General features: G+C 35.2%; 9 protein-coding genes. 4 read left to right on the top strand and 5 right to left on the bottom strand.

Going from position 1 to position 14,537, the window contains the following annotated elements; genetic code table 11:
* Positions 1 to 321 precede the first annotated feature (321 nt).
* Positions 322 to 2,448, bottom strand: a complete 2,127-nt coding sequence (locus tag NXS11_RS11085) for a YSIRK-type signal peptide-containing protein (protein ID WP_373319387.1) — start codon at positions 2,446 to 2,448, stop codon at positions 322 to 324.
* A gap of 946 nt (positions 2,449 to 3,394) precedes the next feature.
* Here NXS11_RS11085 and spxA point away from each other — a divergent pair.
* The 4 genes from spxA (at position 3,395) to pepF (ending at position 7,843) form a co-directional block, all read left to right on the top strand.
* Positions 3,395 to 3,790: a transcriptional regulator SpxA gene (spxA, locus tag NXS11_RS06855; protein WP_044360477.1), complete on the top strand. Its 396-nt coding sequence runs from the start codon at positions 3,395 to 3,397 to the stop codon at positions 3,788 to 3,790.
* A gap of 397 nt (positions 3,791 to 4,187) precedes the next feature.
* Entirely contained in the window at positions 4,188 to 4,892 is a 705-nt protein-coding gene (gene mecA / locus NXS11_RS06860; protein ID WP_259200075.1) for an adaptor protein MecA, read from the top strand.
* A gap of 106 nt (positions 4,893 to 4,998) precedes the next feature.
* Positions 4,999 to 5,958: a competence protein CoiA gene (locus NXS11_RS06865; RefSeq protein ID WP_259200076.1), complete on the top strand. Its 960-nt coding sequence runs from the start codon at positions 4,999 to 5,001 to the stop codon at positions 5,956 to 5,958.
* Between the two features lie 73 nt (positions 5,959 to 6,031).
* Positions 6,032 to 7,843 carry an oligoendopeptidase F gene (pepF, locus tag NXS11_RS06870; protein ID WP_259200077.1) on the top strand — a complete coding sequence of 604 codons (1,812 nt, stop codon included), beginning with the start codon at positions 6,032 to 6,034 and terminating at the stop codon, positions 7,841 to 7,843.
* A 603-nt stretch (positions 7,844 to 8,446) separates the two neighbouring features.
* Here pepF and NXS11_RS11090 read toward each other — a convergent pair.
* The 4 genes from NXS11_RS11090 to NXS11_RS06895 form a co-directional block, all read right to left on the bottom strand.
* Positions 8,447 to 10,366, bottom strand: a complete 1,920-nt coding sequence (locus NXS11_RS11090; RefSeq protein ID WP_444544737.1) for a YSIRK-type signal peptide-containing protein — start codon at positions 10,364 to 10,366, stop codon at positions 8,447 to 8,449.
* Positions 10,367 to 10,606: 240 nt separating this feature from the next.
* Positions 10,607 to 12,625, bottom strand: a complete 2,019-nt coding sequence (locus tag NXS11_RS06885; RefSeq protein WP_259200078.1) for a helix-turn-helix transcriptional regulator — start codon at positions 12,623 to 12,625, stop codon at positions 10,607 to 10,609.
* 392 nt (positions 12,626 to 13,017) lie between these two features.
* Positions 13,018 to 13,806, bottom strand: coding sequence for a protease adaptor protein YjbH (gene yjbH / locus NXS11_RS06890; protein ID WP_259200079.1), 789 nt, complete (start codon positions 13,804 to 13,806; stop codon positions 13,018 to 13,020).
* Positions 13,807 to 13,822: 16 nt separating this feature from the next.
* Positions 13,823 to 14,194 (bottom strand): truncated hemoglobin YjbI, encoded by a 372-nt coding sequence (locus tag NXS11_RS06895; RefSeq protein WP_259200080.1) that lies wholly within the window; start codon positions 14,192 to 14,194, stop codon positions 13,823 to 13,825.
* Positions 14,195 to 14,537 lie beyond the last annotated feature (343 nt).

Raw genomic sequence — 14,537 nt, forward strand, 5'->3', positions numbered from 1 at the left:
CATACTTTTTGTATTGTTGGAAGTTTTTCATAATTTCTTTCCTTTCCCTTAGTTATTAAGTATTGATTTGCTAATTTCATTTAACTATAAATAAAATATTAAATGTACATTGTTTTTTTTTTTTTTTTTTTTGAAATAATATCGTGTACATAGTTTATGTATTTATTTAAGTGGGGGTAGGGGTTAGGAAATATCAATATGATTAAAAAGTATAAGATAAATATGTTTTGTTCTGTATATTCCTATTTAAATAGCATAGGAAATTAAAGAGATAAAAGGGGCAGCCAATAAAGACTGCCCCTTTTATCTCTTTAATTTCAATTACTTTTCTTGATGCTTTTTACGACGTTGTCTAACTAAGAACAATGAACCAAGTGCCGCAAATAATGAACCGATTAAAGTACCGTTTGATGTATTACCTGTATCTGGTAAGCCTTTACCAGGTTGCCCATCAGTACCTGAATCGCTGTCAGAGTCGGAATCGCTATCAGAGTCGGAATCGCTGTCAGAATCCGAATCACTATCAGAATCCGAGTCACTATCAGAGTCGGAATCACTATCAGAATCCGAGTCACTATCAGAATCCGAGTCACTGTCAGAGTCGGAATCACTATCAGAATCTGAGTCACTATCAGAATCACTGTCAGAGTCAGAATCGCTGTCAGAATCCGAGTCGCTATCAGAGTCGGAATCACTATCAGAATCCGAGTCACTATCAGAATCACTGTCAGAGTCAGAATCGCTGTCAGAATCCGAGTCGCTATCAGAGTCAGAATCGCTATCAGAGTCAGAATCGCTATCAGAATCAGAATCACTATCAGAATCACTATCAGAATCACTATCAGAATCCGAGTCACTGTCAGAATCCGAGTCACTATCAGAGTCTGAATCGCTATCAGAATCCGAGTCACTATCAGAGTCGGAATCACTATCAGAATCAGAGTCGCTATCAGAGTCGGAATCACTATCAGAATCTGAATCACTATCAGAATCAGAATCGCTGTCAGAGTCAGAATCGCTATCAGAATCAGAATCGCTATCAGAGTCGGAATCGCTATCAGAATCCGAGTCACTATCAGAATCCGAATCACTATCAGAATCAGAATCAGCGTCACCGTCACCCTCATGACCTGGTTCTAATTCACAAAGTGTTACAACAGCGATATCAGCTAAATCTTCGTTTGTTGGAACTAAGAATGATATTGAAGGATTAGCATGAAGATTGAAAGTATCTACATAATTAAAACCTGAGGGACCAATATCGGAACCAATTTTGCTCCAATGTCCCATATTACGTGTTACTGCTACTCCTGGTTGACCATAAAAGCCATGCTCATCAAAATCACCGAGGTGAATTTTTTCAGGGTTTTCAACATAGTAATATGATGTATCTTGAGAAATACCATTTTCAGACGTCAGTGAGCTTGAAGGTCTATAACCATCCAGACTTTGTGAACCTGTATCATAATCGTTAATACCATTTATTTCAGAAAATGATCTCCACATTAAGCGTGCATCTAATGGTAAATAAGGTGTTTTTTCATATTGCTCTTTTGAAATATCAAACTCTACTTTCAAGCCAATAGGTCCTCGAACTAATGTATTGATCGCAAATGAATGAACTAATCCAGCAAGCTTTTGACCAGATAATGATATAATATTACCATCTTCGTCTTTGTAGATATCATCTTCTACAACTGAAACAGGTGTTTTGCCTTGTTCTTTTAATTTTAAATACTCTTCATATGTGGGGATATTATGAAAATTAGGGTTTTCATTTTTTACTTCATCATAACCATCTTCATATTCTTCATAGGTCATTTGATCTAATTCCATATTGACATCGTGAGGTATACTTGTCTCGGATTCACGTGTCCCAATTAATGTGAATTTCACATTTTCTGCAAACTTAGGAATCGTGATGTTAAAAGTACTACCTGTTTGAACGTGATCACTTGATAAAATGGGACTTAAAGATACCTCATAGTCATATTTCACACGTCCATCTTTTTGAATTTTAGCACATCCTGGTGTTACATTGACGCCACCACCACCAATTGTCGAAACATTTTCTGATAACTTTTCTCTATCTTCTCCTGGTTCTGCTGGTACATATGTTATATCCTCTTCTGGTTCAGAGACTTCTTCAGTGTTTTCTTGTACCGATTCAGTATTTTCTGTTGTAGGGCCATCTGCCTCAGTTGTTGTTTCTTCACTTTTTGGAGTTTCAGGTTGTGTATCTGGTTCTGAAGTTTCTTGTGTTGACGATTCTTCTGTAGATGTAGAAGTTGCTTCAGGTTCCGTAGTTTCAGCAGCTTGTGCACTATGTGCTGCGCCTAAAAATAATAATGTTGTCAACACTGCCGATCCAGCACCATAAGAAAATTTGCGGATACCAAAAATTTGTTTTCTGTGGTCATACTTTTTGTATTGTTGGAAGTTTTTCATAATTTCTTTCCTTTCCCTTAGTTATTAAGTATTGATTTGCTAATTTCATTTAACTATAAATAAAATATTAAATGTACATTGTTTTTTTTTTTTTTTTTTTTGAAATAATATCGTGTACATAGTTTCTGTATTTATTTAAATGGGAATAGGGGTTGGAAAATATCAATATAATTAAAAAGTATAGGATAAACACATTTGTTCTGTTTGCTTCCTATGAATAAAGCTTATAGATTAGACGTAAAGAAGTGTCAGTATATAGGATGATTTAATGTATTTAGTAACAATTTCATGAATTAAGCGGTGTAAATAAGATTTCTTTCCAATATTTAAAGCGTTTAGGTTTCATACAAGAAGCTTAGGAAGATGAATTGTAACTTTAGAGTGCGTGTCGTCGCAGTGAAAAATCGACCTCGTATAAATAAGTAATGAATAGAAGATAATTTAGTTAGTCACTTTCGCAAAACAGTTGACTCCCAAACAATTCTATTCTCATGTATCATATACAAGTTATGAAAACACATTCTTTCCATAATTATAAATTCAAAACAAAAGGATATACGCTTAGCTTGGGTAATCTGTTAAAGCTAGATGAACTGAAATTAATCAATCTTTAACAGATTCGACAGCCAAAATTTATAGGGACCTCGATAGTTACTAAGTGGTTAACTTAAACTTAAAATTTGTGGTATTTTAATTGTTTGTAATTTGTGATAAGGTATAAGTAGCATTTAGTTAGGCTCGTCATACGACTAAAGGCTGATTATTTGAATAAAAAATTTTAATTGTTGTTTTCTCATTTAATTTTAATGTTGAGGACATATAATATAATCATAACGTTAGAAGACAAGGGCTAAAGATTTTATAACGTTTTGACCTATATTGTGCAGTCAATAATGAAGCGTTAAAACTAAATGAATTTAATTCATTAACTAGGAGAGTGAGATGTATGGTAACATTATTTACTTCACCAAGTTGCACATCTTGCCGTAAAGCGAAAGCATGGTTACAAGAACATGACATTCCGTATACGGAGCGAAATATTTTCTCTGAGCATTTAACTTTAGATGAAATCAAAGAGATACTAAAAATGACTGAAGATGGAACTGATGAGATTATCTCAACACGTTCAAAAACATATCAAAAGTTGAACGTTGATATCGATTCCTTACCACTTCAAGATTTATACACAATCATCCAAGATAACCCTGGAATCTTACGTCGTCCAATCATCCTAGACGAGAAAAGATTACAAGTTGGTTATAACGAAGATGAGATTCGCCGTTTCCTACCACGCAAAGTGCGTACGTTCCAATTACTTGAAGCACAACGTATGGTAGATTAACTTAATTTTTAAGACACTTTTTTATTAACATACTCCACTATTCATGGTAGATTGCGTCCGTGGATAGACCCGAAACAGTGCGTCGCATGCGTGCTGTTTTTTGTGTGCTGAAAGATAGGAATGATGAAGTCTACATGCGTGCTGTTAGCTTAAATGAAAAGATTTTGGGGATAAACTATTACGTTTAACAGTTCAGATATTGAGGATGATTTATTTGATATTAGGCGCTTTCCTCACACCGTATATTCTAGACATTTTCATTTGGTTACTCTGACAGTATGTTATAATGAGGGTGAGAAAGTTAGCAATCGTATAGTAGAGACAAAAAAATTGTATTTTGGAAGATGATTGAATACAATAGGGTTACTATTCATCAACTGTAAGGGAGTGTGATGATATGAGAATAGAGCGTATTGATGATATGACGGTGAAACTTTTTATTACTTACACAGATATCGAGGAACGTGGCTTCAGACGTGAAGATTTATGGACAAATCGTAAACGCGGTGAAGAATTTTTCTGGTCTGTGATGGAAGAAGTGAATGAAGAAGAAGACTTCGTTGTAGAAGGACCTCTATGGATTCAAGTGCATGCATTTGAAAAAGGTGTAGAAGTTACGATTTCTAAATCTAAAAATGAAGCAGATATGGATATGTCTGATGATGTGAGTACTTTTGAAGAAATAGATAAACATTTAAGTGACTTATTATCACAATCATTCAAGGAACAAGAAGAATCTGAAGAGATAGATACATCAAAACAAGCGAAAGCAACACGTAAAAGCGCATCAACGGGTCATATGTCGTTGACGCATACAGCTATTTTTAAGTTTGAAGACTTAGAGTCAGTGATTGCGTATGCACATCGTAACAATCAACAGCTGACGAATTTTGAAGATTTGCTTTATATGCTAGATCAACAATATTATTATGTCGTTCATTTTGATACACGTGTCACAGAAGATGAGATACACGACTTTTATAGCCAAATGTTAGAGTTTGCGTCATTGAGTGATAAAACGGAAGTGTATCTTGATGACTATGGTAAGATTGTGATGGGTTATAACGTAGTGGAACAGGTGAAACGTTATTTTACATTATAATTGAATGATAAGATTAAGGCGCATGATAGACTAAGCGAAGTCTGTTATGTGTCTTTTTATTAGTAAATTGTGATATGTATGCGTGTTATAGGGTGAGGTGATTGCGATGTTAACAGCTTATAACGAACATAAGGAGCGGATTTTAGCACAACATGCCCAAAAAGATATGTGTTATTTTTGTCCAGTATGTGAAGAACAGATGGTGTTAAAGCAAGGTCGAAAAAATATTGCCCACTTTGCGCACAGCCATCAGTGTCACCATCAAGGCACTGGAGAGACAGCGTTGCATTGTAAGTTGAAAGCGCATATTTATCATGTATTATCACGTAAATATCATCATGTGCAACTAGAACCTTATTTGTCAGAGATACAACAAATACCGGACATTGTTGTGAACAATACGGCGCTGGAGATTCAACTCAGTGTGATTCCAGTTGAACAGATGCGTCAACGAACAGAATGCTTAGTGCGTGCAGGTTATCATGTCATATGGCTTACTATGTTACCGAGATATCGTCAAGGTGTGTATGTATTTAACCAATTGCAGCAAGCATGTATTCATCCTAAGAGGCATATGATGTATGGGATTCATCCAACAACCTATCAGCTCTATCGCTTACGTAATCTCATGAGTATTACAGCTCGTCAATTTGTGGCGGATTGTGAGGAAGCTAGTTATGCGCAGTTAGTAGAGGAAGTTATCGCTGACTTGTCTGAAATGATGACTGTTCGTAAGCTAGCGACGGTGCGCATTTTGCGATATTTAATGTATTGTCGACGTAAAGATAGCGTACACGAACCTACATTGTCAGCGATGTATCGCATGCAGCTAAGTGATGAACAAGTGGTGCAACTGACAGGTTTTATTTTTCCTGAACAGTTGTATATTTACACACACCCTGTACTGTGGCAACTAAAAGTGTTAGAAGCACTAAGTCAGCAAGGCAATCCATATGAAGTTATGCGACAGTGTCTTAAGTTCCGCCAGTTTGCGATAGGTAATGTATCACAACGCGAATTGACTGCCCATTTAATTGAACGTTACAAAAAAATTTTAAAATTATAAGGCTATCGTGTGCTTTTTTAGCTTAAAAATGAGAAAATAATACTAATTATCTCACAATTTGAGGAGGAAAAGTATGGCAAATCAAAAGACAAGAGAAGAACTAGAACAAAAGTTTCCGGACTACACATGGGATTTGACAACTATTTTCAAAGATGATGCGGCATGGGAAGCGGCATATGATAAGATAGCAAGTCGTATTGGTGAAGAAGCCCAATATAAAGGGCATTTAGGCGATAGTGCAGAAACATTATACGCTGCATTACAATTGCAAGATGAGATTGAAGCAGATTTAGAATCGGTATACGTCTATGCGCACTTGAAGCAAGATCAAGATACAGGTAATGATTATTACACAGGTCTGGAATCACGTGCACATCAATTAATTATCCGATATAGCTCGGCGTGGAGCTTTTTAGTGCCAGAATTGTTACAGATTGAGGAGGCGACGATTCAGTCATTTTTAGATGAGCATGAAGGATTGAAGCACTATGCATTTGCTTTAGAGATGATTAATCGTAAACGTCCACACGTGTTAGATGCGGACAAAGAGAAGTTGTTGACAGAAGCACAAGATGCATTGTCAACGCCAAGCAATGTGTTCAGCATGTTTGATAATGCAGACTTAACATTTGAAGATGTAACGGATAAGGATGGCAATAAGCATCCATTGACGCAAGGGACATTTATCAAATATTTAGAGTCAGATGATCGACAATTGCGTCAATCTGCATATGAAAATGTCTATAAAGCTTACGGTGCTTATAACAATACATTAAGTGCGACGTTGGCAGGGGAAGTGAAGAAACATGTTTTCAATGCACGTTCACACAATTATCAAACAGCACGTGAACAAGCGTTGAGCAACAACTATATCCCTGAAGCTGTGTATGATAATCTAGTAAAAACGGTACACAAATATTTACCATTGTTGCACAGATATACAGAACTTCGTAAAAAGTTATTAGGTATTGATGATTTGAAAATGTACGATATGTATACGCCACTTGTGAAAGATATTAAGTTCGAGATGCCTTATGAAGAGGCGGTAGAGTGGATGCTAAACGGCTTGGCACCAATGGGCGAGACGTACTTGAATGTGCTGAAAGAAGGCTTGAATAATGGCTGGGTGGATGTTTATGAGAATAAAGGTAAGCGTTCAGGTGCCTATTCATCAGGTTCACATCAAACAAATCCATTTATTTTGTTGAATTGGTCAGACACAGTTTCAGATTTATATACGCTTGTACATGAATTTGGCCATTCAGCACATAGCTATTTCAGTAGACAAAACCAATCATCAACGTATAGTGGTTATTCAATTTTTGTTGCGGAAGTTGCATCAACTTGTAATGAAGCATTATTGAGCCATTATATGGAACAGAATCTAGATGATAAACGTCGTCTATTGTTGCTGAACCAAGAATTAGAGCGTTTTAGAGCGACACTTTTCCGTCAGACAATGTTTGCGGAGTTCGAACACAAAATTCATGAAATTGAAGAAGCGGGTGAGCCATTAACAGCACAGCGCATGAATCAAGAATATGCACAGTTGAACCGTCAATATTTTGGTGATGTTGTTGAAACAGATGAACACATTAGTAAAGAATGGTCACGCATTCCACACTTCTATATGAATTATTATGTTTATCAATATGCGACAGGCTACAGTGCAGCACAAAGCTTGAGCCATCAAATTTTAACAGAAGGTAAACCAGCTGTTGAACGATATATTAATGAATTCTTGAAAAAAGGTAGTTCAAACTATCCAATTGAGTTATTAAAAAATGCGGGTGTAGATATGACAACACCACAACCAATTGAAGATGCACTGCATGTATTTGAACAAAAGTTAGAAGCATTCGAAGCGCTTATGGACACTTTATAAAATGAATTCGTTTCCAATATGTCTAATTTGTGAAAAGTTTAATTTTTACAAGTTAAAAGGTTGAAACATAGAGTTCAGCATGATATATTATGAGCATGAAATTAATCACATAACAAACATACCCCTTTGTTTGAAGTGAAAAATTTCTCCCATCCCCTTTGTTTAGCGCCGTGTTAGAGCACGGCGTTTTTTTGTCGTTTTTGGGTTTTACAGCATATATTAAGATAAGGTTCTACATCTTTGTGGTGTGATGGCTTGATAAGTCATTCGCCTTTTTTAGTATGCCAAAAGTGACAATCATCATGGGGCATATGTTCAACGAAGACAGCTATTTCAACTTACAATGTAACTATATTATAAATAAAACTAGGTATATATCACTATAACAGAAACTGAATAACCTAAGATAAAGGGATGTGTGTGATATGTGAAAAAAGAAAAATAGGCTATTAATAGTAAAAATGAGAAAATAATGGAGAAAGTGTGTTGGCTGAGGTGAAATGTATGTGCCATTTTCATTGTCAAAAGGTAAAGAACTTAAATTATTCATATTATAAAGAAAAGAGGCGATCAACTAAATGACGCCTCTTTTCTTTATATTTCTTATTTTTCACTATGTTTTTTACGACGTTGTCCAACTAAGAACAATGAACCAAGTGCCGCAAATAATGAACCGATTAAAGTGCCGTTTGAAGTATTACCTGTATCTGGTAAGCCTTTACCAGGTTGCCCATCTTTGTCTGAGCCAGTACCTGAATCACTTTTAGAATCTGAGTCGCTATCCGAGTCAGAATCACTATCAGAATCTGAGTCGCTATCCGAGTCAGAATCACTATCAGAATCCGAGTCACTGTCCGAGTCAGAATCACTATCAGAATCCGAGTCACTGTCCGAGTCTGAATCACTATCAGAATCCGAATCGCTATCAGAATCCGAGTCACTATCAGAGTCAGAATCGCTGTCAGAATCCGAGTCACTATCAGAATCCGAATCGCTATCAGAGTCAGAATCGCTATCAGAGTCAGAATCGCTATCAGAGTCAGAATCGCTATCAGAGTCAGAATCGCTATCAGAATCCGAGTCACTATCAGAATCTGAATCACTATCCGAGTCAGAATCGCTATCAGAATCCGAGTCGCTATCAGCGTCAGAATCAGCGTCACCGTCACCCTCATGACCTGGTTCTAATTCACAAAGTGTTACAACAGCGATATCAGCTAAATCTTCGTCTGATGGAGCCCAAAATTCTATTGCAGGACTACCATGAAGGTTAAATTTATCTACATAATTAAAACTTGAAAAGCTAATGTCAGAACCAATTTTGCTCCAGTGTCCCATATTGCGTGTAACGCCTATTCCTGGTTGACCATAAAAGCCATGCTCATCAAAATCACCGAGCTGAATTTTTTCAGGGTTTTCAACATAGTAATATGATGTAGATTGAGGACCATCATTTTCAGATGTCAGTGAGCTTGAAGGTCTATAATCATCCAGACTTTGTGAACCTGTATCATAATGGTTAATACCATTTATTTCAGAAAATGATCTCCACATTAAGCGCGCATCCAATGGTAAGTAAGGTGTTTTTTCATATTGTTCTTTTGAAATATCAAACTCTACTTTCAAGCCAATAGGTCCTCGAACTAATGTATTAACCGCAAATGAACGAACTAATCCAGCAAGTTTTTGACCAGATGATGGTATGATATAGCCATCTTCGTCTTTGTAGATATCAGCTTCTACAACTGAAACGGGTGTTTTGCCTTGTTCTTTTAATTTTAAATATTCTTCGTATGTTGGGATATTATGAAAATTAGGATTTTCACCTTTTACTTTATCATAACCATCTTCATATTCTTCGTAGGTCATTTGACCTAATTCCATATTGACATCGTGAGGTATACTTGTCTCGGATTCACGTGTCCCAATTAATGTGAATTTTACATTTTCTGCAAACTTAGGAATCGTGATGTTAAACGTACTACCTGTTTGAATATGATCACTTGATAATACAGGGTTTAATGATACTTCATAGTCATATTTCACACGTCCATCTTTTTGAATTTTAGCACATCCTGGTGTTACGTTGACGCCACCACCACCAATTGTCGCAACATTATCTGCTAAACCACCTCTATCTTCTCCTGGTTCTGCTGGTACATATGTTATATCCTCTTCTGGTTCAGAGACTTCTTCAGTGTTTTCTTGTACCGATTCCGTACTTTCTGGTGTAGGAGTATCTGCCTCAGTTGTTTCTTCTTCACTTTTTGGAGTTTCAACTTGTGTATCTGGTTCTGAAGTTGAAGCTTCTTGTGTTGAAGTTTCTTGTGCTTGTGCTGATATTTCTTCTGTAGATGTAGAAGTTGCTTCAGATTCAGTAGTTTCAGCAGCTTGTGCACTATGTGCGGCACCTAAAAATAACAATGTTGTCAAAACTGCCGATCCAGCACCATAAGAAAATTTACGAATACCAAAAATTTGTTTTCTGTGGTCATACTTTTTGTATTGTTGGAAGTTTTTCATAATTTCTTTCCTTTCCCTTAGTTATTAAGTATTGATTTGCTAATTTCATTTAACTATAAATAAAATATTAAATGTACATTGTTTTTTTTTTTTTTTGAAATAATATCGTGTACATAGTTTCTGTATTTATTTAAATGGGGGTAGGGGTGAAAAAATATTGTTTTAACTTAAAAATATAAAAAGAACACACTCAGATTTGAAAAGGAAAGTCTGAGTATGTTCTGAAATAAAAGGTGAATCTCATGTGTAAATAGTGATTAATGCGATAGATTTTGGTGGTACAGTTGCAGTAAAAGAGCCTTGATCAAAGTCGTGTTGTTGGACAGTGATATGTGGACTATTATATTGACTTAACTTGAACTTCAAAGAGTCAGGGAAGTGCCGTTTATTTGTGACAGTATGATCGATCATGCTGTCGACATCGCCGTATTCATTGTTTAGAATCTCTATTGAAATAAGTAAGTTTGTTTGCTGTACATTATTAGGTATCTTAATATGAAAGTTACGTGTATAGTCTGCTGTATTATAGGCAAGTATATTATAACCATGCAATGTGCGTGTAATAACGTATTGATCACCATAGTAGCAAGCATATTTCGAAAAGTTCAATAGCATAATACCTAAAAAGAAAAAGGTTGTTTTATTTTCGATGTTATCAAAAATTGAGATATTTTGTTTTGCATTGAAAGGTTGCATAAAATGAATAGTTGCACCAGCAAGAAAATCTCGACTTTTCAATGATTGTTCTAAAAAGAGCCCTTTATTGCTCAGAGTGGTAGGTGTATAAAACTCATCATAATTAACAAAGATTATTTTTTGGCCTACTTTGTTTTGTGACATGAAATCAAAGAGTGATGCTTGTATCTTACTATATGATAAGTGATGTTGTTTATTTTGATAGTATTGTTTGATCTTTTTAAAGTCGATTGTGTAAAAGTCAGGATTTAAATGCAAAATTGCTTCATTCAGCATTTTTTTATGAATGAAAAAGTCTGTAATATCGACAGCTTTTAAGATTTTTGTATCATAATTTACCTTTTTTATGCACTTCATGTCTGTGAGTGAGATTGTATCTATATCTAGCAACAATAAAAGTTGTCCTTTTTTGTTAGATGTTGGTAGATGTTCGCTCTCTAAAAAATGCAACTCTTCAATAATATTTTCGATAAAGTGATAGCTTTCAATATTCGAAAGTTTTAGCGCAATCGCATGTGTTTTTAAGAGCTTTCTCAGTTTTGTAATGCCTTCATGTTTATAATCATCCATCACATGTTCAAACGATTCACTGATATATATATACGATGTGAGTTTATAGTTTGAGAAGTTTTTGTAACTAAAAATTGGTTCATTGATAATCATCTCAAGATTGTCATATGGACCGATATCAATGAGATTGAAGTATGAGAACGGGCGATCTGTAATGATCGAGTCATCAATCATAACATAGATATCTTTTTTCTTTTCAAACGATTCAAATTTAATTTGTTTGAGTGTGTCATAGTCTGATACAAGCGTCTTTAATGGAATATTTTTCGCTTTGATAGACAGACTTTTATACTTTTTAGGCGTTACACCGAGATACTTTTTAAAGTGAATAATATAATTTGTTGAGTTTGGATAGTTCCAAACATTGGAGATTGTTTTGATTTTCTTGTCATACGTTGAGACTTCTTTCATAGACTTGGCAATTCTTAACGATGAGGTATATTCATGAAAGCTAATATTCAAACGTTTTTTAAACAACATTGAAATATGAGATGTAGAGACATAAAATCTTTTTGATAACATTTCAAGTGTGACACGTTGTTGAATATTTTGGTGTATGAACTCAATCATGCCATCTAAAATATCTGATGAAGTTTGACTAATCGGTGATTTAGCACGTGTGATATCTTGTAGAATATGTGCTAATAACTTTTGAGCGGGTTCTGAGGTGTGTTCTTGATTTTGATAAAAGTTGAATAACATAATAAGGTTGGTCTCAATAATATCTGGTTGTTGCATGATAAAATGTTGGTCAAAAATATCAATTTTTTGTGCTCTGAATAGTTCACTTGGCATGTAAAATAAAAGTGCAGATCTTGACTGAATTTCATAAAGTTCGGATTCGTTTATCAAGTACAGCGAATCGTCACTATACAGAGTTCCATCTTTTTTTATGGTAATCTCACCCTCTAATGAAAGCACCAGAATAACACTGTCAAAACAGCGCAGAGGCTGTGTCATTGGTTCGGATAAATAATAAATTTTTGGAAACATAGAAAAACCCCCTTGCATAGAACAAATATTGAAAAAAATATGTCGTATTTATATTTTTAATTATTAAGTAAAAATATTGTGCACATTATGTTTAGTCATAGTTTAATTTTATATATTAAAGCATGTGTTTTGTCAAAAATATGTTATTGTTGAAATCTATTATATAGACCATAATGAGACAATATGCGATGAAATATAAAAGGAAATCTTTCTAAAAGGCAAGAAGAAGGAGATATAGAAGTATGTAAATGGGTTAGGTGAAAAAATCTTATAGAAATTACAATCTTTGATGGACAAAAAGCGCACGATCAGTATAAGCCGATTGTGCGCTAAATGAACATAGAGCATGTAGGAATAAAGCTCGTTGCCCAACGTTCTATTTACCATAAGTATTATATGCGTGATTTCCAATATTCTCCATCAGCATAAGAAAGCCTTTCAACTTTGCGCTGTAAGGCAAGTTTTTTTAATTCTTTGTGTAACGTTCGTTCAGGCCATTCATATATTGTGAGTAATTCTTCTTCTGTTACTAATTGCTTTTGCTGAATATAGTCAGCAAGGGTAGGAGGTAAGTTCTTCTCTATCGGCATACCAATCATCTCATTAATAATATACGTATAGATATGATAAGGGTAGAGACCTTCTACCTTCAAACCTTCTTCTTGTACATCTTCGTTAAAAAAGACGAGTGATGGTGCCTTTTCAATATCCATCTCACGCGCAATATGCAAGTCAATCTTTAAACTATCACGCAGTTTACTGTTCTGAATATCTTCTTGAAAGACGTTCAAATCAAGCCCTGCATTCATAATACATTTCGCAATCATTTGTTCAGTAATAATATCGCATTTGGGAATAATCTCATTTTGCAACAAATGCATAAAGCGATGAGCACGCGAGCGTCCTTGCAATTCGGCCGCTTTGAACACAAGTGCGATATTGTCACGATCAGATGTACTTTGCGCTTGGCACTTAGTAAGAACACGCAGAGATGGGTTCAGAATATGACGAATAGAGATATATTGTTGATATTCAATTCTTAACTTAGATAAAATAGCGGATAGCTTAAAGCTGTCTTTGCAAAATGGATCAAAAAATGAATAAATCTCGACTTTGCTTACAGGCGAAAGGTCTGAATTATTATGAAAACTACTCGCTATAACCTTCAATTCTTCCGTCATTGCGCTTCACCTTCAATTAGTTTTCTGTGTTGACCATATAGTTAGCAGTCAACCGCAGTCTTTCGTACAGATAATCACCTACACCATTTGGGAACTGTGCTGTCTGGATGGCAGTGTGCATGTTTTCTAGCCACGCATCTTTAGCATCATGATCAATGACAAAGGGCATATGGCGTTTTTTTAACATTGGATGACCATGCTCTTGTGTATAGAGGTCTGGACCACCTAAGAATTGCGTTAAAAATTGTTTTTGCTTACGTGCTGTTTCTGCAAAGTCACCGGGGAATAAATGATTAATGCGTGTATCTTGTTCAACCAACGTATAAAAATAATCTATCATACGGTACAAAGCATCTTGACCGATTATTTCATAAGGCGTTTGTGTCATGCGTATCACCTTTATATTTCATTATATATATAAATATAACATGAATTTTTCCATTTCAAAGTAAAAACACTTATATCGGTACCAATCGATCTTTATAATACTTAGATGAACGATATGCTAGAGATTCATTCGGACATTTGAATATCAATAGAAACCGCTATCTTAACTTGGCAAAGAGGGAAACATCGTTTATCAGTTTCCCGGTGCGCAAATTAAATATGTCTACGTCTTTAGCAATATCATTACAAGTGCTAATGGTTCTTTTTATTATTTCATGCATGCAGATTAACGGAATCTTGTTAGAAAATGAGGCATTGCTTTGCCACCTAAGTCATCGTTTGGT

Origin of the sequence: Staphylococcus americanisciuri, from assembly GCF_024814435.1 — a bacterium.
Classification (GTDB): Bacteria; Bacillota; Bacilli; order Staphylococcales; family Staphylococcaceae; genus Staphylococcus; species Staphylococcus americanisciuri.

What these genes read in the sequence shown, in the direction of transcription:
- NXS11_RS11085 (WP_373319387.1), bottom strand. Translation starts at nt 2,448, where the DNA reads ATGAAAAACTTCCAACAATACAAAAAGTATGACCACAGAAAACAAATT.
- spxA (WP_044360477.1), top strand. Translation starts at nt 3,395, where the DNA reads ATGGTAACATTATTTACTTCACCAAGTTGCACATCTTGCCGTAAAGCG.
- mecA (WP_259200075.1), top strand. Translation starts at nt 4,188, where the DNA reads ATGAGAATAGAGCGTATTGATGATATGACGGTGAAACTTTTTATTACT.
- NXS11_RS06865 (WP_259200076.1), top strand. Translation starts at nt 4,999, where the DNA reads ATGTTAACAGCTTATAACGAACATAAGGAGCGGATTTTAGCACAACAT.
- pepF (WP_259200077.1), top strand. Translation starts at nt 6,032, where the DNA reads ATGGCAAATCAAAAGACAAGAGAAGAACTAGAACAAAAGTTTCCGGAC.
- NXS11_RS11090 (WP_444544737.1), bottom strand. Translation starts at nt 10,366, where the DNA reads ATGAAAAACTTCCAACAATACAAAAAGTATGACCACAGAAAACAAATT.
- NXS11_RS06885 (WP_259200078.1), bottom strand. Translation starts at nt 12,625, where the DNA reads ATGTTTCCAAAAATTTATTATTTATCCGAACCAATGACACAGCCTCTG.
- yjbH (WP_259200079.1), bottom strand. Translation starts at nt 13,806, where the DNA reads ATGACGGAAGAATTGAAGGTTATAGCGAGTAGTTTTCATAATAATTCA.
- NXS11_RS06895 (WP_259200080.1), bottom strand. Translation starts at nt 14,194, where the DNA reads ATGACACAAACGCCTTATGAAATAATCGGTCAAGATGCTTTGTACCGT.